Origin of the sequence: Rhizobium sp. WYCCWR10014, assembly GCF_001657485.1 — a bacterium.
GTDB lineage: Bacteria > Pseudomonadota > Alphaproteobacteria > Rhizobiales > Rhizobiaceae > Rhizobium.
Genome location: NZ_LXFU01000036.1, coordinates 39,135 through 57,794, shown reverse-complemented (window position 1 = coordinate 57,794; position 18,660 = coordinate 39,135). Strand labels below are relative to the sequence as shown.

Annotated in this window: 18 protein-coding genes; 11 read left to right on the top strand and 7 right to left on the bottom strand. The window is 63.7% G+C overall.

Translation table 11 applies throughout. The features are described 5' to 3' along the window. Positions 1-48 precede the first annotated feature (48 nt). Complete coding sequence (locus A6U98_RS16500) at positions 49-486, bottom strand: nucleoside deaminase (RefSeq protein WP_064651488.1); 438 nt, start codon at positions 484-486, stop codon at positions 49-51. Positions 487-576: 90 nt separating this feature from the next. On the opposite strand from A6U98_RS16500, the gene A6U98_RS16495 reads away from it, so the two are divergent. The 3 genes from A6U98_RS16495 to A6U98_RS16485 are packed head-to-tail and all read left to right on the top strand — an operon-like array spanning position 577 to position 4,147. Further along, positions 577-2,712, top strand: a complete 2,136-nt coding sequence (locus A6U98_RS16495) for a pseudouridine synthase (RefSeq protein WP_064651487.1) — start codon at positions 577-579, stop codon at positions 2,710-2,712. Continuing rightward, positions 2,693-3,253, top strand: a complete 561-nt coding sequence (gene rsmD / locus A6U98_RS16490; protein WP_027689614.1) for a 16S rRNA (guanine(966)-N(2))-methyltransferase RsmD — start codon at positions 2,693-2,695, stop codon at positions 3,251-3,253. The genes A6U98_RS16495 and rsmD overlap by 20 nt, the downstream gene beginning before the upstream one ends. 12 nt (positions 3,254-3,265) lie before the next feature. After that, a complete protein-coding gene (locus A6U98_RS16485; RefSeq protein WP_064651486.1) occupies positions 3,266-4,147 on the top strand; it encodes a patatin-like phospholipase family protein in 882 nt (293 codons plus the stop codon). 13 nt (positions 4,148-4,160) lie between these two features. Here A6U98_RS16485 and A6U98_RS16480 read toward each other — a convergent pair whose 3' ends face one another. The 4 genes from A6U98_RS16480 to A6U98_RS16465 form a co-directional block, all read right to left on the bottom strand. Then, positions 4,161-4,616, bottom strand: a complete 456-nt coding sequence (locus A6U98_RS16480) for a copper uptake system-associated protein (RefSeq protein WP_064651485.1) — start codon at positions 4,614-4,616, stop codon at positions 4,161-4,163. 13 nt (positions 4,617-4,629) lie between these two features. Next, positions 4,630-6,003 carry a PepSY domain-containing protein gene (locus A6U98_RS16475; protein ID WP_064651483.1) on the bottom strand — a complete coding sequence of 458 codons (1,374 nt, stop codon included), beginning with the start codon at positions 6,001-6,003 and terminating at the stop codon, positions 4,630-4,632. Between the two features lie 89 nt (positions 6,004-6,092). Continuing rightward, positions 6,093-6,500, bottom strand: a complete 408-nt coding sequence (locus A6U98_RS16470; RefSeq protein ID WP_064651572.1) for a DUF2946 family protein — start codon at positions 6,498-6,500, stop codon at positions 6,093-6,095. Positions 6,501-6,591: 91 nt separating this feature from the next. Continuing rightward, a complete protein-coding gene (locus tag A6U98_RS16465) occupies positions 6,592-8,406 on the bottom strand; it encodes a monovalent cation:proton antiporter-2 (CPA2) family protein (protein WP_064651482.1) in 1,815 nt (604 codons plus the stop codon). On the opposite strand from A6U98_RS16465, the gene A6U98_RS38010 reads away from it, so the two are divergent. The 7 genes from A6U98_RS38010 (at position 8,405) to lpxK (ending at position 14,485) form a co-directional block, all read left to right on the top strand. Then, positions 8,405-8,536, top strand: coding sequence for a hypothetical protein (locus A6U98_RS38010; RefSeq protein ID WP_280818133.1), 132 nt, complete (start codon positions 8,405-8,407; stop codon positions 8,534-8,536). The genes A6U98_RS16465 and A6U98_RS38010 overlap by 2 nt on opposite strands. Then, the gene (locus A6U98_RS16460; protein WP_064651480.1) at positions 8,526-9,872 is read left to right on the top strand and encodes a TldD/PmbA family protein; all 1,347 of its coding nucleotides are present in this window, start codon (positions 8,526-8,528) and stop codon (positions 9,870-9,872) included. Before A6U98_RS38010 ends, A6U98_RS16460 begins: the two co-directional genes overlap by 11 nt. A 15-nt stretch (positions 9,873-9,887) precedes the next feature. Beyond that, positions 9,888-10,697, top strand: a complete 810-nt coding sequence (locus A6U98_RS16455; RefSeq protein ID WP_064651479.1) for a 3'(2'),5'-bisphosphate nucleotidase CysQ — start codon at positions 9,888-9,890, stop codon at positions 10,695-10,697. A gap of 61 nt (positions 10,698-10,758) precedes the next feature. Beyond that, entirely contained in the window at positions 10,759-11,007 is a 249-nt protein-coding gene (locus A6U98_RS16450; protein ID WP_018244984.1) for a DUF4170 domain-containing protein, read from the top strand. A 171-nt stretch (positions 11,008-11,178) separates the two neighbouring features. Next, positions 11,179-12,498 carry a lipid IV(A) 3-deoxy-D-manno-octulosonic acid transferase gene (gene waaA, locus A6U98_RS16445; protein WP_064651477.1) on the top strand — a complete coding sequence of 440 codons (1,320 nt, stop codon included), beginning with the start codon at positions 11,179-11,181 and terminating at the stop codon, positions 12,496-12,498. A 9-nt stretch (positions 12,499-12,507) separates the two neighbouring features. Then, complete coding sequence (locus tag A6U98_RS16440; RefSeq protein WP_064651476.1) at positions 12,508-13,230, top strand: HAD family hydrolase; 723 nt, start codon at positions 12,508-12,510, stop codon at positions 13,228-13,230. A gap of 181 nt (positions 13,231-13,411) precedes the next feature. Beyond that, the gene (lpxK, locus tag A6U98_RS16435; RefSeq protein ID WP_064651474.1) at positions 13,412-14,485 is read left to right on the top strand and encodes a tetraacyldisaccharide 4'-kinase; all 1,074 of its coding nucleotides are present in this window, start codon (positions 13,412-13,414) and stop codon (positions 14,483-14,485) included. Here lpxK and A6U98_RS16430 read toward each other — a convergent pair. Both A6U98_RS16430 and mutL read right to left on the bottom strand, forming a co-directional pair. After that, entirely contained in the window at positions 14,482-14,712 is a 231-nt protein-coding gene (locus A6U98_RS16430) for a DUF2093 domain-containing protein (RefSeq protein ID WP_003545832.1), read from the bottom strand. The genes lpxK and A6U98_RS16430 overlap by 4 nt on opposite strands. 170 nt (positions 14,713-14,882) lie before the next feature. Next, a complete protein-coding gene (gene mutL / locus A6U98_RS16425) occupies positions 14,883-16,685 on the bottom strand; it encodes a DNA mismatch repair endonuclease MutL (RefSeq protein ID WP_064651472.1) in 1,803 nt (600 codons plus the stop codon). A gap of 183 nt (positions 16,686-16,868) precedes the next feature. Between mutL and A6U98_RS16420 the strand changes: the two genes are divergently transcribed. Then, positions 16,869-18,590, top strand: a complete 1,722-nt coding sequence (locus A6U98_RS16420; protein ID WP_064651468.1) for a response regulator — start codon at positions 16,869-16,871, stop codon at positions 18,588-18,590. Positions 18,591-18,660: the final 70 nt, after the last annotated feature.

Genomic DNA, 18,660 nt, shown 5'->3' with positions numbered 1-18,660 from the left:
TTTTCGGCGCGCCGGCAAGGATGACGGCGCCGCGCACCGGCGCTGGGATTACGGCGTCTCTCTCCTTTGCGAAAAGAACTTTCGCAACAGATCGGCCGATTGGACCTCGTTGAAGCCGGAATAGACTTCCGGCGCGTGGTGGCAGGTCGGCTGCCCATAGAATCGCACGCCATTGTCGACGGCGCCGCCCTTCGGGTCCTCGGCGCCGTAATAGAGCCTGCGGATACGCGCAAACGAGATGGCTGCTGCGCACATGGTGCAAGGCTCAAGCGTCACATAGAGATCGGCGCCGATAAGTCGTTCCTCTCCGAGCGCTTCGCAGGCGAGCCGGATCGCGGCGATTTCGGCATGCGCGGTGACGTCTTTGAGCTCGCGCGTGCGGTTTCCCGAGCGTGAAACGGCAATATTGTCGACAACGACGACGGCGCCGATCGGCACCTCGCCGCGTTCTCCGGCGGCACGCGCTTCTTCGAGCGCCATCTCCATGAAACGATTTGTCTTCACGATCGCAAGAATTTCCACTTAACCGCAGATGCGTGACCTGATAGACAGGCCCAAAAGGCAGGCAAACAACAAATGACACCCAAAGACAAGCCAAAACGCCCGGGCGCAAAGCCCCTTTCACGGGATATCAGGTCGAAAGCCGGCCCGAAGGCGGACGGCGAGAAGCCGGCAAAGCCTGCGGCCGCACGCGCGGTCGCCGCCGAAACCGATGGCGAGGCCAAGGCCGAACGCATTTCCAAGGTGATGGCGCGCGCCGGCGTCGCCTCCCGCCGTGACATCGAACGCATGATCATGGAAGGCCGTGTGACGCTGAACGGCAGGGTTCTCGAAACCCCCGTCGTCAACGTCACGCTCGCCGATCGCATCGAAGTCGACGGCGTGCCGATCCGCGGCATCGAGCGCACCAGGCTGTGGCTCTATCACAAGCCCGCCGGCCTGGTGACCACCAATGCCGATCCGGAAGGCCGGCCGACCGTCTTCGACAACCTGCCGGAAGAACTGCCGCGCGTCATGTCGATCGGCCGCCTCGACATCAACACCGAAGGCCTGCTGCTCTTGACCAATGACGGTGGTCTCGCCCGCGCGCTCGAGCTGCCGGCAACCGGTTGGTTGCGGCGCTACCGCGTCCGCGCCCATGGCGAGATCGATCAGGACGCGCTCGACAAACTGAAGGACGGCATCGCTGTCGACGGCGTGCTCTACGGCTCGATCGAGGCGACGCTCGACCGCACGCAAGGCTCGAACGTCTGGATCACCATGGGTCTTCGCGAGGGCAAGAACCGCGAAATCAAGAACGTGCTCGGCGCGCTCGGCCTCGACGTCAATCGCCTGATCCGCATTTCCTATGGCCCGTTCCAGCTCGGCGACCTGCCGGAAGGCCATGTCGTCGAAGTGCGCGGCCGCACACTCCGCGACCAGCTCGGCCCGCGCCTCATCGAGGAAGCTAAGGCGAATTTCGACGCGCCGATCTACAATGCGGCGGCGGTCGCTGCCGAGGAAGAGGCAGAGCCCGCAGCACCGGAAAAGCGCGAGCGTCCGCGCCGTGACGAGGACAAGCGCGAACGGGCGCTGAGCCGTCTCGACACCAAGCGCGATGATCGCCACGGTGGGGCGCGCAAAGAGGACGACCGCCGCGATGGCGGGCGCCGGGACGATGAAAGGCCAAAGCGCCCCCAGCCGCTCGGCCAGCGCCGCAGCGCCAATGTCTGGATGGCGCCGGGCGCCCGGCCGCTCGGCGAAAAGGCCGCGGCGAAAGCCGCCAAGAATGCGCAGACCGCACGCAAGCGCGGCGAGCAGTCGCCGGCAAAAGGCACTGGTTTCGATCGCATCGAAGATCGCCCGCGTACGCAGGTGAACCGCGTGCGCGAAGAGGATGGCGAGTGGATCCGCTCGAGCGAGCAGCCCCATCGCAAGGATGAGGGCGAGGGGTTTGGCCGCAAGCGCGGCTTTGGTGATCGCCCCGCCCGCGAAGACCGCGGTTCCGGCGACCGCCCGGCGCGCGGCGAACGGCCGTTCGGTGATCGTCCTTCGCGTGGAGATCGGCCCTTCGGCGACAAGCCGCGTGGTGATCGCAAGCCACGTACGGATGGCGACGAGCGTCCTCGGGCCGCGAGAAGCTCTGCCGGTGAGGGCCGTTCGGAGCGTCCGCGCGGCGACCGCCCCTCCGGTGATCGTCCTTCGCGTGGAGACCGGCCTTTCGGCGACAAGCCGCGTGGCGATCGCAAGCCGCGTGCGGATGGCGACGAGCGTCCTCGGGCCGCGAGAAGCTCTGCCGGTGAGGGCCGTTCGGAGCGTCCGCGCGGCGACCGCCCCTCCGGTGATCGTCCTTCGCGTGGAGACCGGCCTTTCGGCGACAAGCCGCGTGGCGATCGCAGGCCTCGCGAGGACGGTGATGAGCGTCCGCGGGCAGCCAGAAGCTTTGCCGGCGAAGGCCGCTCCGAGCGTCCGCGCGGCGTAAGATCGTTCGGCGACAAACCCTCGGGTGACAGGCCTTCCGGTGACAGGCCGCGCGGCAAGGGCTTTGCGGCCAAGCCCGGTGGGGCCAAGCCTGGTGGGGCCAAGAGTTTTTCCGGCAAGCCGAAAGGCGCCAAGCCGGGCGGTGCCAAACCGGGCGGTGATCGGCCGGGCGGCGACAGGCCTGCGAGCGGGCCGTCCAGAGGTGGTGCTAAAGGAAAAGGAATGACGCGCGGTGCGGATCGTCGGCGGTGAGTTTCGCGGACGGCCTCTCGCCGTGCCAAAATCCAACGAGATCCGGCCGACTGCCGACCGGACGCGCGAGAGCCTGTTCAATATATTGAGCCATGCCTATCCGGAATGTGTCGACGGCACCCGGATTCTCGACCTCTTTGCCGGAACCGGCGCCGTCGGCCTCGAAGCGGTTTCACGCGGCTGTCGCCATGCGCTCTTCGTCGAAAACAGCGTCGAGGGCAGGGCGCTGCTCTGGGAGAACATCGATGCGCTTGGCCTGCATGGCCGCACGCGCATCCTGCGCCGGGATGCGACCGATCTCGGCAGCGTCGGCAATCTCGAAGCCTTCGACGTGCTCTTCGCCGATCCGCCCTATGGCAAGGGTCTCGGTGAGAAGGCGATGGCGGCGGCGGCCGAAGGCGGCTGGCTGCGGCCTGGCGCAATCGCGGTGCTCGAAGAGCGCGCCGATGTTGTCGTTTCCGTCCATCCTTCCTATGTTTTCCTCGAAAGCCGCATCTTTGGCGATACGAGGGTGCATTTCTTCCGATATCAGCCGCAATAAGCGGGGGCGGGCGTGCAGCAGGCAGAGATCATCAGCCCGAAATTGCCCGCGATCAGCGATCTGCCAACGGTTGCGGTCGCTTTCGGCGGCGGCGGCGCGCGCGGGCTTTCTCATATCCACATCATCGAGACGCTGGATGAACTCGGCATCCGCCCGGTGGCGGTATCGGGCTCGTCGATGGGCGCGATCATGGGCGCCGGTATGGCTGCCGGCATGTCCGGCGCCGAAATCCGCGAACATGCGCTGACGACCGTCGGCAATAAGACGGCGGTCGTCGCCCGCATATGGGGCCTGAGGCCGGCGACGGTGCGCGATGCGGTGGCCAAAGGTATCCGCATCGGCCAGTTCAATCTGGAGCGGATCCTGAAAGCTTTCCTGCCGTCCGAACTGCCGGCCCGCTTCGAGGACCTGCTGGTGCCGATGAAGGTGATCACCACGGATTATTACGGGCAGTGCGAAGTCATCATCGAGCAGGGCGAGCTGTTTCCCGCACTCGCAGCCTCGTCCGCCATCCCCGCCGTCTTCATGCCGGTGCGCCTGCGCGACCGCGTGATGATCGACGGCGGCATCAGCAATCCGGTGCCCTATGAATGCCTGATGGATCTTGCCGACATCGTCATCGGCATCGATGTCGTCGGCGCGCCGGAAGGCGACGGCACCCATATTCCGAACCGCATGGAAAGCATTTTCGGCTCCGGCCAGCTGATGATGCAGACGGCGATCTCGCTGAAACTGAAGCTTCGCCCGCCGCATATCTTCCTGCGCCCGACCGTCGGCCGCACCGGCGTCATGGATTTCCTCAAGGCCCGCGAAGTCCTCGCCATGTCCGTCGGCGTCAAGGACGACCTGAAATTCGCCCTTGACCGGGAAATCGAGGCTCGGCTGAAGCGCTAGCTATTTCTTTGCTTCACTGGGCGTGACCCTCATGGCCGGCATGACCCGCGCCGTTTGAAGCCTCGTTCATCATCATCACCGTGCCCTCGAAGCTTGAGAACAGCGCAAGCGCGGAAGAATCGAGGCCGGCCTCAGCATCCTTCAGTTTCGCAGCCAGCCCGGCGGCGTCATCTGCGGAAAGCCCGATCGTCTCCAGCGTCCGGGCATCCTTCAGGCTGTCGCCGCTGCAGAGATAGATGCTCCAGCCGTGATGCGACTTCTTCATCAGGGCTCGTCCGCCGCGTCCGTCCTGCCGCCAGCCGACGATCGCCCAATCGGCTTGAACGACGACCGGCGCGATATCGAGCGGCTTGTCCGGCCGTTCGAACATCACCTTCAGCCTTGCCGAGATCGCCTGTTGCGGATCGTCATCGGCAGATGCCATGGAAGCAAGCAGCACGCCGGCAATAATAGCGATGATCTTCTTCATCTGATGGCCTCCCTCAAGCGAGAACGCGTTTCAGCAACGGTACGAACCGCACGACGATCTGGTCGAAGGCGATCATGGCGACAATCGCCAGCCCGCTCATCGGGAAGCTAACCGCGAAGATCCCGACAATCACCCACAGGCCGTAATAGATCGAAGGCTTTGGCGGCATGGGTGGCACGCCGAGGCGGCCAGCCGGGCGCCGTTTCCACCACATGAGGACGGCGGTCACGCAGCTGAGCACAATTGCGAGGCATGTTGCGAGCATCAGCAACTGGTTGAAACGCCCCCATTCCTGTCCTTGGTGGACATTGATGCCCCACTCGATTGCTTTGCCGAGGAACGGATATTGATCGAAGCCGATATCGATCAGGGGTTTGCCGGAATACTGATCGATATGGAGGGTGCGTTCGTCGGTAAGGTTGTCCGGAAAGAGCGAGGCGGTATAGACGCCCGTCTCGTCGGAGGGGATCGCCACGTCGAAGCCCGGCGCCATGCCCAACCGTTTGGCGATCTCCACGGCTTTGTCGAGGCCGATTGGCCTGGCTGATTGCGCTGCGGCGATATCGGAAAGCGGAACGGGCGCCTTCTCGACGATCCAGCCACTGTTCGGAAGGATATCCTCGGTGACTTTTCGCGACTTCGGCACGTCGTCCCAGAGCTGCACCGGATAGCCGAGCCCGTGTTCGGTCAGCCAGGTATTGGCGTTCGCCCCCCAATAACCCGACCACGGCATGCCTGATATCGCGAGGAAGAAGATCAGGACACCGGCGAAGGCGCCGGTCACCGCATGCAGGTCGCGCCAGAAAACGCGGCGACCGGGCGTTCCCCGCACGCTGATGACGCCGCCCGTCTGTCGTCGCGGCCACCAGAGATAGATGCCGGTGACCACGAGCACCATGGCAAAGCCGCCGGCAATTTCGATCAGCCGGTTCGTCAGGGTACCGAAATAGGCGAGGCTGTGGATGCGCTTGACGACATAATTGAACTCGTCGGTCGATCCGACCACATCGAGCACCTTGCCGTCATAGGGGTTGACGAAGACCAGCATCGAGCCGGCATCGCTGGAGAGGGTGACGATGGCTGATCGCTCGGGCAGGACCGGGTCTTTGTAGGATATCGCCGTTGAGCCCGGCACGGCGGAGGCGGCGATCTCTGCGATCCGCTCCGCCGACAGCGCTTCGCCAGCCGGCCGGACGCTGTAACGGTAGCCGAAGAAGGTGCTGTTGATCTCGTCCTTGAAGAGATAGAGCGATCCGGTAACGGCCAGATTGAGGAGGAAGGGTATGACGAGAAGCCCGGCAAAGAAATGCCAGCGCCAGATGGCACGGTAGAGCGAAACGCCGTTAGCGGCATTCGCCGCCGGTTCGGCAGCAGTAATGGTCGACATGAGAATGGATCCGTATCCACGACCGACGGCACGCATGCAGGTCGGCCGGCGTTGAAAGGCGCATCACGGCGCCTGCCGCAACGCGAAGTTCAGGTGAGGATCGGATCGGAAGGCGGAGCCCGAGGACCGGTGTTGGGCGGGAAAAGCTGGCGATGGAAGGCCTCGGTCCGGATCGGCAGTTCAACCGTAGCCGCAAAGGGTATGGCAGCACCGGCAATGTCCGTCGGCGCTGGCAGAAGGATGGAGGCGCTGATCCGGCAGGCTTCGCAGCTATGCGAATGCGCCTTGTCGTGCTGGTCCTGACCGGATTTATCCGTTGTGGTGACGCAAAGCGTCGGCAGCGTCCCGTCCGGAAGTACATATTGGCCGAGTTCAGCCGGATCAAATTCGCCAGCCGCTGCGGCGGGGATCTGATGAGCGAAGCCGACGAACACCAATGCGACCGCGCACAGGATGCGCAGCGCCCATTGTTCGATCTGTGTCGTCCGTCTGATCAAGATTCCCTCTTGGATCGCTCCGATCGGAGGTTTGATAAACGCCGCTCCCCTCATATTCAATGCGTCAATTTCGCAAGCCGCTCAGGGGTGATCAGGCGTCCGCCGTTGCATCCACGGTTCCGGCCAGCGGATCGTCCTCGAAGGGATCGGCGGCGCGCTTCGGCTTGACCAGCGGTTCGGGGCGGACGGGATGGGAAAACAGCATGTCGCGCCCGGCCTGCAGCCCTTCGGACACCTGCAGCACCAGGCGCGCCTCGTCGCGCTTGCGGATGTCCTCGCCGATTTCGTAGGCGTCGACCTCGGAAACGCCAAGCGCCTCCAGCGTTCGCCGTCCGAAGAGCAGGCCCGATTCCAGCGTTTCACGCAGCTCGTAGTCGACGCCCTTGTTGCGCAGTTCGATCGAATGGATGCGGTCGTAGGAGCGCACATAGAGCCGGGTGTGCGGATAGTCGGCCTGCACCAGCTCCACCACCTTGTCGGTGATTTCCTTCTTCTGCGTACAGACGAGCACGATCTTCGCCCGGTCGATGCCGGCCGAGCGCAGCACGTCCTTGCGGGCGCCGTCGCCGAAATAGATGCGGAAGCCGAAGGAGGAGGCCTGGCGGATGCGGTCGGCCGAAAAATCGATGACGGTGACGCTGCGCCCGCCGGCAAGCAGGATCTGGGCGGCGATCTGGCCGAAACGCGAAAAGCCGACCATCAGCACATCGGCGCCGGCCCCCTCGAAATCCTCGTCCAGCTCCTCCTGCTCATCGCCGTTGAGCAGCCGCTTCGAAAGGGCCGACCCGATCGGCGTCAGCGCCATGGACAGCGTGACGATCGCGACCAGCAGCGAGGCCGTGCTCGTCGACATCAGCCCGGCCGCAGCCGCCGTGGTGAACAGCACGAAGCCGAATTCGCCGCCCTGCGGCAGCAGGAAGGCGATACGGATCGCATCGTCGTGCGGGGAACCGGAGATCCGGCAGATCCCGTAGATGACGATCGCCTTGACGGCCATGACGATCGGCACGGCGACGATGACGAAGAGCGCATTGTTGGCGAGAACGTCGAGTTCCAGCGACAGGCCGACGGCGATGAAGAAGATAGCGAGCAGCACGCCGCGGAACGGCTCGATATCCGCCTCCAGCTCGTGCCGGTAGGAGGATTCGGCAAGCATCACGCCGGAAAGGAAGGCGCCCATCGCCATCGAAAGCCCGGCAAGCTGCATCAGGCTCGCCGATCCCATGACGACGAACAGGGCCGCCGCGATCATTGCCTCGCGCGCGCCGGTCCGGGCGATGATCTGGAAAAGCGGCGTCAGCAGGTAGCGCCCCATGACGATCATCGCCGCAACCGCGCCGACGGCGATGGCGAAATCCAACAGCGGCGCGTTGCTGCCCTTGTCGCCGCCGTCGAGGATGGTGATCAGCGCCAGCAGCGGCACGATCGCCAGGTCCTGGAACAGCAGCATCGAAAAGGAGCGCTGCCCGTATCGCGTATTGACGTCGCCGTCGCCCTCGAGGATCTGCATGGCGAAGGCGGTCGAGGACAGCGCCAGGCCAAATCCGGCAACGATGCTGCCGCGCCAGTCGAGAACCTCAGAAAACCAGGCAAGCGCGGTCAGCGCCAGCCCCGTCAGCACCACCTGCGCCGAGCCGAGGCCGAAGATGTCGCGCCGCATCTGCCAGAGGCGGGTGGGTTTCAGCTCCAGCCCGATGATGAACAGCAGGAAGACGACGCCGAGTTCGGCGACGGCGAGGATCTGTTCGCCATCGGTGATGCCGTGGAAGACCGGGCCGATAACGATGCCGGCGGCGAGATAGCCGAGCACCGTGCCGAGCCCGAGTTTCTTGAAGATCGGAGCGGCGACCACCGCCCCGCCAAGCAGCAGGATCGTTTCGGAAAAAAAGGCATTGGACGCTGACATGCTGACAATTTCTTTCGACGGCGGGGAGCAAGCAGGCAACCCCGATAAAGAATCGGCGGCGGCGGCCTTGATGCTTGGGAGAGTGCACAATAAATGGAAGCCGAAGGAAAGGCCAAATCATGTCCTCTGAAATTGATTCCTCGACACTTCTTTCCCGCGCAAGTCAATTGATCGATCTGGCAAGGAAGGCAGGGGCCGATGCCGCCGACGCCGTCGTCGTCCGGTCGCGCTCGCAATCGGTGAGCGTCCGCCTCGGCAAGGTCGAGGGCACGGAATCCTCCGAAAGCGACGATTTTTCCCTGCGTGTCTTCATCGGCAAGCGTGTCGCCAGCGTTTCGGCCAATCCGGGCTTCGATCTTCAGGCGCTGGCCGAACGCGCCGTCGCCATGGCCAAGGTTTCTCCGGAAGACCCCTTCGCCTGCCTGGCAGATGAGGCGAGCCTTTCGAGATCCTATCCCGACCTGCAATTGCTCGATACCACCGAGGTGTCCTCCGAGATGCTGCGCGAGGCGGGTCTTGCTGCTGAAGCAGCCGCCCTTGCGGTCAAGGGGGTTACCAATTCCTCCGGCGCCGGCGCGTCGGCCGGCATGGGCGGCCTCGTTCTTGCCACCTCGCACGGGTTCGAAGGCAGTTACATGGCCTCGCGTTTCGGCCATTCCGTCAGCGTCATCGCAGGCGAAGGCACCGGCATGGAGCGCGACTATGATTATGACAGCCGCCTCTATTACGCCGAACTCGACGATCCCGCTGAAATCGGCCGTCGCGCCGGCGAACGGGTGATCAGGCGCGTCAATCCGCGCCAGGTGCCGACCGGCAAGGACGTCACGGTGATCTTCGACCCGCGTGTCGCCCGCGGCTTCGTCGGCCATATCGCCGGTGCGATCAATGGTGCTTCCGTCGCCCGCAAGTCCAGCTTCCTGCGCGACAAAATGGGTCAGCAGGTACTGAAGTCCGGCCTGTCGATCACCGACGATCCGCTGATCGTGCGCGGCCCTTCCTCGCGGCCCTTCGATGGCGAGGGCGTGTCCGGCGAGCGGCTGGTGATGATCGAGGATGGTATCTTGAAGCACTGGTTCCTCTCGACCTCGACCGCGCGCGAGTTGGGTCTGGAGACCAACGGCCGCGGTGTGCGTGGCGGCACCGCCGTCTCGCCTTCCTCCACCAACCTTGCCCTGGAACCCGGCGACATCTCGCCGGAGGATCTGATCCGCAGCGTCGGCAACGGTTTTTATGTCACCGAATTGATCGGCCACGGCGTCAACATGATCACCGGCGAATACAGCCGCGGCGCCACCGGCTTCTGGATCGAGAATGGTGAACTCACCTTCCCGGTCTCCGAGGTGACGATCGCCTCGAACCTCAAGGAGATGTTCATGCGCCTGACGCTGGCAAACGACATCGATCGCAAGTTCGGCGTCGCGGCCCCCACCTTCGCCATCGAAGGCATGACGCTCGCAGGGCAGTAAGAAACGGATTGACGGATGAGCGATAAGGAAAAGGCCCGCTGGCAGAGCGATCTCGCGCTGATCGCCGATGCTGCGAAAGAGGCGGGCGCCGTCGCTTTCGGCTTCTTCAACCAGTCGCCCGAGGTCTGGTGGAAGAACGAGGACCGTTCTCCCGTCAGCGCCGCCGATTTCGCCGCAAACAAGACGCTCGAAACCATCCTGCGCAAGGCCCGGCCGGATTATGGCTGGCTGTCGGAGGAAACCGACGACGATGCCGACCGTCTCTCACGCGAGACGCTGTTCATCATCGATCCGATCGACGGCACCCGCGCTTTTCTCGGCGGGCAGAAGGTCTGGTGCGTCAGCGTCGCGGTCGTTCATCGCGGCCGGCCGGTCGCCGGCGTGCTCTATGCCCCGGCGCTCGAAGAGCTTTATGAGGCGGTCGAGGGCGGCGTGGCGCTGAAGAACGGCGTTCCCTTCACCGTCTCGGCGGCCGGACCGGAAGAAACGAGCCGCCTTGCGATCGGCGAAGACCTGCTGAAGACCTTTCCGCCGGAATTCCAAGACCGAGTAACGCGCGAGAAATACATTCCCTCGCTCGCCTATCGCATCGCCATGGTGGCGGACGGTCGTCTCGAGGGCACCTTCGTCAAGGGTAATTCACATGATTGGGACCTTGCCGCCGCCGATCTGATCCTTGTCTGTGCCGGCGGCGGCCTCGTCGACATCGAAGGCCGGCCGATCGTCTACAATCGCGCCGAAGTCACCCACAAGGTCCTCTGCGCGGCCCCAACACCCCGGATCAGTGAATTCCTCGCGGCCTTTGCGGGGCGACGAGACAGTTGACGTTTCCGTCAAAATCCCGCAGATGGGTGGCGGAGGAGAATAGGCAGAAAGAGAACAAAAAATGACTGAATCCGGTGACAAGAAGCAACTTTTGCATCTCGTTTTTGGCGGCGAACTGGAAAGCCTTGATGACGTCCAGTTCCGTGATCTGCAGGGTCTCGATATCGTCGGCATTTTCCCGGATTATGCCACGGCGCTGACGGCCTGGAAGGCGAAGGCGCAGCAGACGGTCGACAATGCGCATATGCGCTACTTCATCGTCCACATGCATCGTTTGCTCGATCCGCAGGAAAAGGCCAGGGGCAACTGATCTTAGCAAGTGCCGCCGGCCGGCCGCTCGTCGAGCGGGGCATTGGTGCATCGGGCGCCCGTCGATCCGGATTGTTGGACGCATTCTGAACAAATTAATCGGCCATTGCGGCCGCAACGATAATTAGGGAATGGGTTTGATGTCGATCGGTTTTGATCGGAGGCTGGCGCAATGAGCTCCCGGATGGCGCGCTTCGGTCTGAACGCATACCGTCTGGCGGGGACCGTGGCCTCTCCTGTGGTCGGCCTCTATATCACCTACCGCACGGCCAAGGGCAAGGAAGACCGGGCCCGCCGCCTGGAACGCTTCGGTTATCCGAGCGCCAACCGGCCGCAAGGCCCGCTCGTCTGGTTCCATGCCGCAAGCGTCGGTGAAACCAATGCCGTCATCCCGCTGATCCGTGAAATCCGCCGCCGCGACATTCATGTCATCCTGACCACCGGCACCATCACGTCTGCCAAGCTCGCCGCCGAGCGTCTCGGCCAGGAAGCGATCCATCAATATGTGCCGCTCGACCTGAAGCCCTCCGTCAGCCGCTTCCTCGATTATTGGCAGCCCGATTGCGCCATCATCGCCGAATCCGAGATTTGGCCGGCAACGGTGCTGGAGCTCGGCCGCCGCCGCATTCCGCAGATCCTGATCAATGCCCGCATGTCGGACCGCTCCTTTGCCCGCTGGCGCCGTCGCCCGGCGATCGCCGAAGCCTTATTCGAGAATCTTGCCCTCGTCATTGCCCAGTCGGATGTCGATGCCGAACGTTTCCGCGATCTCGGCGCCGTGCCCGTCATCACCTCGGGCAATCTGAAGGTCGATACCGACGCGCCGCCTTATGACAGCGCTGTCTTCGCCCGCTATAAGAAGCAGATCGGCGAGCGCAAGACCTGGGCGGCGATCTCGACCTTCGACGGCGAGGAGAATGCCGCCGCCATCGTTCACCGGGCGCTCAGGGAGCGCGACCATCAATTGACCATCATCGTGCCGCGCCATCCCGAGCGCAGCGACGAGATCGAAGCTGCCCTGGTCAAGCAGGGGCTGAAGGTCGCCCGCCGCACCCGCGACGATGTCTTGTCTGCCGATGTCGATATCTTCCTCGGCGATACGATCGGCGAAATGGGCCTCTATCTGCGCCTGACGGAAATCGCTTTCGTCGGCCGCTCGCTCTTTGCCGAAGGCGGCCAGAACCCGCTGGAGCCCGCCATGCTCGGCTGCGCCATTCTCTCCGGCGGCCATGTGCAGAATTTCCGCGATGCCTATCAGAAGCTTGCCCGTAGCGGCAGCGCCCGTATGGTGCGCGACACTGAAATGCTGGCCAAGGGCGTGCATTACCTGCTGATCAATGACGACGCCCGCCGCAATATGATCGAGGCCGGCATCACCGCCGTGCACGAGATGCGCGGCGCGCTGACGGCGACAGTGAAGGGGCTGGAACCCTATATCAATCCGCTGACGGTGAAGGCGCGGCTGCTGCCCAAGGCCGTGGCCCAGGTCTGAGGAACTGAGATGTCGGCAGCGTCCCCTATCAAAGGCATCCTCTTCGACAAGGACGGCACGCTGCTCGACTATGACGAGAGCTGGCTGCCGGTCAATCGCGAGCTTGCCCGCATCGCAGCCCAGGGGGATCAGCTTCTTGCCGACCGGCTGCTTTCGGCCTGCGGCATGGATCCGGTGACCGGCCACATCGTTCCCGACAGCCTGCTTGCCGCCGGCAATACCCGCCAGATCGCCGAGGGTCTGGTTGCCGCGGGTTCGATGGTCGATGTCGGCGAACTGACGGTCCGCCTCGACGAGCTGTTTTCCAGCGCCGCCGAATTTTCCGTGCCGGTGACCGACCTCGCCGGCTTCTTCGCCCGGCTGCATCGGCGCGGCTTCAAGCTCGGCGTTGCCTCCAGCGACAATGAACGGTCGATCCGCCAGACGGCGGAACGCTTCGGTTTTGCCCACTATGTCGATTACATCGCCGGCTACGACAGCGGTTTCGGCGTCAAGCCGGAGCCCGGCATGGTGCTCGGCTTCTGCGCCGCGACCGGTCTTTTGCCTGAAGAGGTCGCCATGGTCGGCGACAACAATCACGATCTGCACATGGGTCTGAATGCTGGCACCGGCCTGAGGATCGCGGTGCTGACCGGCACCGGTTCGCGGGAGACGCTTGCCGCCGCGGCCGATCATGTGCTCGACGATATCACCGCCATCGAGACCCTGCTGCCCGACCTGCAGCCGGCCTGACCGGTAAGGGCTTGCATTTTTTCAGGTTTTGGCTTCTCAATCCGGGCCGGTCGAAAAGCAGGGGGCTGGTTGTGGCTAAAGCAATTCCAGCAAAAGTACACAGCGGTTTTGGGAAAAGCGCGCAGCGACTTTCCCAAGGGATTGCGTGAGAACAAGCCGGACAGGGGAGCGGGACGGCAAGATGATATCTGAAGCGCCACCGTTCTGGTGGAGGAAAGCCGATTGGCGGGCCTGGCTGCTGCTGCCGCTTTCTTTTCTCTATGGCCGTATCGCCGGCCACCGCATGGCCCATGCGCGCCGCGCTTCCGTTCCCATTCCGGTCATCTGCGTCGGCAATTTCACCGTCGGCGGCGCCGGCAAGACGCCGACGGCGCTGACGATTGCCCGCGCCGCGAAGGCGAAAGGGCTGAAGCCCGGCTTTCTCAGCAGGGGATACGGCGGCTCGCTCGATGTGACGACCGTGGTCGACCCGGATCATCATCGGGCGGGCGCCGTTGGCGACGAGCCGTTGCTGCTTGCCCAGGAAGCGCTGACGGTGATTTCCCGCCGGCGCGTCGAAGGGGCTGCGCGGCTGGTGGCGGAGGGCGCCGATCTCATCATCATGGATGACGGTTTCCAGAGTGCCCGGCTGGCGATCGACTATGCCCTGCTCGTCATCGACGCGACGCGCGGCCTCGGCAACGGCCATATCGTTCCGGGTGGCCCGGTCCGCGCGCCGATCCGCCAGCAGTTGCGTTCTGCGACGGCGTTGCTCAAGGTCGGCGGCGGCAATGCCGCCGACAGGATCGTCCGGATGGCGGCGCGCGCCGCAAAACCCTATTTCACCGCATCGCTGAAAGTCCGCGGCGACAATACGCTGGCCGGCACGAAGGTGCTCGCCTTTGCCGGCATTGCCGATCCCGCCAAATTCTTCCGCACCGTTGAATCACGCGGCGCCGAGATCGTGGTCGCCAAATCATTCGGCGACCACGAGCACCTGACCGAGGAGGAGATCGACGACATCCTGACGACTGCCGAGCGTCAAGGTCTCCTGATCGTCACTACCTCCAAGGATTTCGTCCGCCTCTCCGGCCATCAGGGCAAGGCGGCGCGGCTCGTCGAAAAGAGCCGGGTGATCGAGGTCGACATGGTTTTCGAGGATCACCTCGCGCCGAACCTGATCATCGACCGGGCGATCGTTGCTTGCCGCGAACGGCGCCTGCGCGAGATCAAAACTGCGGCCAAAGCAGTTCCAGGAAAAGCTGAAAGGCTCTAGCGCCGCTGGTTTGGCAGTACGCCGGCGCGTTTGTCGGCATCGATGGCCGAGATCACGTCGGCATAGGGCTCCTGCCGGGCGACGCTCCAATAGCGCAATTCGTCGAGCGGGATCTGTTTTCCCGTCATCGCGCAGACGACATAGGAGCCGGGCGAAAGAATCTGGAAATCGCCATCGAGATACCGGATCTTCGCCTCGCGGTTTCCGTGCCCTTCGAACAAATTCATGCGCTCCGTTCCCTGCCGTCTGTCATTAGAGCATGTCGCGCAAAACTGTGCCGCGGTTTTGCGATCACGACATGCGGACACCAAAGACCTAAAGCGTGGCAAGCGGATCTGAAAGATCGCGACACGCTTTAGTCTGCCATACTCCCGAAAGGACTGCTTTTCCAGCTTTTTTAGCTTCTGCCGAAAAGCCGTTCGATATCGCTGAGCTTCAATTCGATATAGGTCGGCCGGCCGTGATTGCACTGGCCGGAGCCGGGCGTCACTTCCATTTCCCGGAGCAGCGCGTTCATTTCCTCCGGCCGCAGCCGCCGTCCGGAACGCACCGACCCGTGGCAGGCCATGGTCGCCGCCACATATTCGAGCTTGGCCGATAGGCCTGACGCCGTGTCCCACTCGGCGATCTCGTCGGCAAGCTGGCGGATCAGCCCATGCGCATCGACCTCGCCGAGCATTGCCGGCGTCTCGCGCACGGCGATCGCCCCTGGGCCGAAACGCTCGATCGCCAGGCCGAGTTCGGAAAGCTCGGCCGCATGCTGCATCAACCGGTCGCAATCCTCTTCCGGAATATCGACGATCTCGGGGATGAGCAGCACCTGCGAGGCCAGCCGCTTCGAATGCAGCGCCTTGCGCATCGCTTCGAAGACCAGCCGCTCATGCGCGGCATGCTGGTCGACGATGACGAGTCCGTCCTCGGTCTGGGCGACGATGTAGTTTGCGTGGATCTGCGCCCGCGCCGCGCCGAGCGGATACCGCGCGGTCGGTTCGGCAGCTGCCGGCTGCGGCGAAGATTGCGGCTCGGCTCGCGCCGTCGGCATCGAAAGTCCGTCGAAGGACGCCTGTGGCCGCTCGCCGAAACCCGTTGTCGGCTGATAGGGCCGGGAGGGCGAGGTTTCGGCCGACCATTGCGCCTGCGGCCGCTGGCTATTCGGCTGGAAGCCGGGGCGGAAGGAACGCAGCATGTCGCTCGCCCCGGTCGTTGCCGCCCGGCTGCCGTCGCGCGCCAAGGCCTCGCGGATGGCGCCGACGATCAGGCCACGCACCAGGCCAGGATCGCGGAACCGGACGTCGGATTTTGCCGGATGCACGTTGACGTCGACGAGAGCAGGATCGAGCGTGATCGCCAGCACCGCCACCGGATAACGGCCGGAAGGGATCGTCTCGGCATAGGCGCCGCGGATCGCCGAGAGGATCAGCTTGTCCTGCACCGGCCGGCCGTTGACGAAGGCGTATTGATGGGCGGAGTTGCCGCGATTGAAGGTCGGCACGCCGGCAAAGCCGGTAAGCGAGATCTCTTCGCGCACGGCGTCGAGCGCAATGGCGTTGTCGCGGAAGTCCTTGCCGAGCACCTGCGCCATGCGGGCCAGATGATCGTCGCCGGTCGCCGGGAATTCCAGTGTCGTGCGGTCTGAGCCCGACAGCACGAAGCGCACGGCGGGAAAGGCGATCGCCATGCGCTTGACGATTTCGGTGATGGCGCCGGCCTCGGCTTTTTCCGTCTTCAGGAATTTGAGCCGGGCGGGTGTGGCGAAGAACAGGTCGCGCACTTCGACGATCGTCCCGGGATTGGCGGCGGCCGGGCGCAGATGCGCGATCTTGCCGCCGGCAACGGCGATCTCGTGGCCGCCGGCGCTGTCGCGTCTGCGGCTTGCGATGCTCAGCCTCGCGACCGAGCCGATCGAGGGCAGCGCCTCGCCGCGGAAGCCGAGCGTGCGGATATCCTCGAGCGTCTCCGATATCTTCGAGGTGCAGTGGCGCCTGACCGCCAGTTCCAGATCGGCCGCATCCATGCCCGAGCCGTTGTCGCTGACGCGCAACAGCGCCTTGCCGCCGCCAGCCGTGGCGATTTCGATGCGCGTCGCGCCCGCGTCGACCGCGTTTTCGATCAGTTCCTTGGCAGCGCTCGCCGGCCGTTCGATGACTTCGCCGGCGGCGATCTGGTTGATGAGCGTTTCGGAAAGCTGTCTGATGGCCATGGGCTATTTTCGGGGATTCGCGGGCCGGAGGGAAGGGGTTTCGACAGGCTTTCCCGAAACGTGATCCGGGGCTCCCCCAAATTTGGGAATAGGTAATGTTAAGCCGGTTTTAACATAAAAATGGCATTTCTAATCACATACCTCCGGAAGCTGCGAAATCGAACAGATGTGGGACGCAATAGAATGAGTGCCGGCTTCGAAAAGGCGGACACATCATCAGAAATGGATGGGTCTCCCGCCGAGGCCGATCTGCAGACGGCGCTTTTCGATGTGGTGTGCGACAGCCTTTCCGCAGCTTTCATCATCTACGACAAGAACGATCATCTGATCTTCGCAAGCCGCCAGACCCTCGAATTCTTTCCGCTTCCCGCCGACATGCTGAAGCCGGGCACGCGGCTTCGCGATTTCCTCGGCGCGATGTACGACACCGGCATTCGCCAGCAGTATGATGTCAGGCAGGGTGGCTCGCTGAGCCGCGAAGACTGGCTGTCGCAGAAAATCGCCTCGCATTGGCGCGAGCGCTTCGACGCCGTCGAGCGCCACGGTGCCGATAGCTGGGTCCGCTTCGTCAAGCGCAGGCTGCCGGGCGGTTACGGCGTCACCATCATCTCCGATATTTCCGAGAACAAGAAGCGCGAAGAGCAATGGCGCTCCGATCTGGAGCGGGTGCAACTCACCGAGGATATTCTCGACAATCTGCCGTTCCCGCTCTTCGTCAAGGACCGCAACCTCACCTATGTCGCGGTCAATCTCGCCTTCTGCGAGAAATATCAGACGAGCGCCGACGAGGTCCTCGGGCGCAAGAGCGGCGATCTTTTTTCAGAAGAGATCGCCAAGCGCTTCGAAGAAAGCGACCGCCATGTGCTGGAGACCGGCGAGATGTCCGTCTCCCGCCAGCGGCAGATCTCCCGCGACGGCATCGAGCGCGATATCGTCAGCCGCAAGCACCGCATCGGCAAGCCTGGCCGCTATTTCCTGGTGTCGACCATGCAGGATCTGCCGCGCGACGGCGCCGATCTCGACGAGTTCGGCCAAGCGTCCGCGATCACCGCCTCCAGCAATCAAAGCTATCGCCGCGCCTATGTGCCTGTACCAAGCGGCATCGCACGGCGCGAACCGGCGGCGATGGAAGCGATCGTCCCGGAGAATTTCTCCGGTCGCAAGGTCCTCGTCGTTACGGCCGACCTCGCCGCCGAGACCGCCGCGCTGCGGACGCTGACGAAATACGGCTTCGAATCCTGCTCGGTCCGCGGCGAGGATGAAGAGGAGCGGTTCCTGGAAATCGCCACCTCCTCCGGCATCTCGCTCGATCTTCTGATCATCGACAACCAGATGGGCATGCGCTGCCTCGAGCTTGCCGAGCAATACGGCATCCCGGCGCTCGTCATGGACGGTTTCCAGATCGCCAACGAGCTCACCTTCCAGATCGCCCGGCATTTCAATCGCAACAGCCGCAGCGCCGCCGGTTCGGATGCTGATTGGGAAATCACCATTTCCGACGATCCGGTCGGCCTGCAGGTTCTCGTCGCCGAAGACAATGATATCAATCAGATCGTCTTTTCGCAGATCCTCGAAGGCCTCGGCTATCGCCACATGCTTGCGGCAACCGGCGACGAGGCCGTGCGCCTCTGGGCCGAGCACCGGCCGCAGATCGTGCTGATGGATATTTCCCTGCCGGGTTTCAACGGCTTCGAGGCCGCGCGCCTCATCCGGCAGATGGAGGAAACCGGCGGTGGCACCCGCACCCCGATCATCGGTGTGCTCACCCAGGCCTTCGAGCGTGACCGCGCCGAATGCGTCAAGTCAGGCATGGACGACGTCATCATGAAACCCGTCAGCCCTGACATGCTGGAGACTGTATTTCAGAAATACCTAATGAATGAGGCCATGCGGGCTCAAAACTGAAACCTGCCGCGCAAAAGTGTGCAGGCGCCAAAATACCCGTCAACTCCCTAGATTTTGGGGAGGTTCAGGC

What these genes read in the sequence shown, in the direction of transcription:
- A6U98_RS16475 (WP_064651483.1), bottom strand. Translation starts at nt 6,003, where the DNA reads ATGTCGACCATTACTGCTGCCGAACCGGCGGCGAATGCCGCTAACGGC.
- A6U98_RS16450 (WP_018244984.1), top strand. Translation starts at nt 10,759, where the DNA reads ATGACTGAATCCGGTGACAAGAAGCAACTTTTGCATCTCGTTTTTGGC.
- A6U98_RS16455 (WP_064651479.1), top strand. Translation starts at nt 9,888, where the DNA reads ATGAGCGATAAGGAAAAGGCCCGCTGGCAGAGCGATCTCGCGCTGATC.
- A6U98_RS16480 (WP_064651485.1), bottom strand. Translation starts at nt 4,616, where the DNA reads ATGAAGAAGATCATCGCTATTATTGCCGGCGTGCTGCTTGCTTCCATG.
- lpxK (WP_064651474.1), top strand. Translation starts at nt 13,412, where the DNA reads ATGATATCTGAAGCGCCACCGTTCTGGTGGAGGAAAGCCGATTGGCGG.
- A6U98_RS16430 (WP_003545832.1), bottom strand. Translation starts at nt 14,712, where the DNA reads ATGAATTTGTTCGAAGGGCACGGAAACCGCGAGGCGAAGATCCGGTAT.
- A6U98_RS38010 (WP_280818133.1), top strand. Translation starts at nt 8,405, where the DNA reads ATGCTGACAATTTCTTTCGACGGCGGGGAGCAAGCAGGCAACCCCGAT.
- mutL (WP_064651472.1), bottom strand. Translation starts at nt 16,685, where the DNA reads ATGGCCATCAGACAGCTTTCCGAAACGCTCATCAACCAGATCGCCGCC.
- A6U98_RS16420 (WP_064651468.1), top strand. Translation starts at nt 16,869, where the DNA reads ATGAGTGCCGGCTTCGAAAAGGCGGACACATCATCAGAAATGGATGGG.
- waaA (WP_064651477.1), top strand. Translation starts at nt 11,179, where the DNA reads ATGAGCTCCCGGATGGCGCGCTTCGGTCTGAACGCATACCGTCTGGCG.
- A6U98_RS16460 (WP_064651480.1), top strand. Translation starts at nt 8,526, where the DNA reads ATGTCCTCTGAAATTGATTCCTCGACACTTCTTTCCCGCGCAAGTCAA.
- A6U98_RS16500 (WP_064651488.1), bottom strand. Translation starts at nt 486, where the DNA reads ATGGAGATGGCGCTCGAAGAAGCGCGTGCCGCCGGAGAACGCGGCGAG.
- A6U98_RS16495 (WP_064651487.1), top strand. Translation starts at nt 577, where the DNA reads ATGACACCCAAAGACAAGCCAAAACGCCCGGGCGCAAAGCCCCTTTCA.
- A6U98_RS16465 (WP_064651482.1), bottom strand. Translation starts at nt 8,406, where the DNA reads ATGTCAGCGTCCAATGCCTTTTTTTCCGAAACGATCCTGCTGCTTGGC.
- A6U98_RS16440 (WP_064651476.1), top strand. Translation starts at nt 12,508, where the DNA reads ATGTCGGCAGCGTCCCCTATCAAAGGCATCCTCTTCGACAAGGACGGC.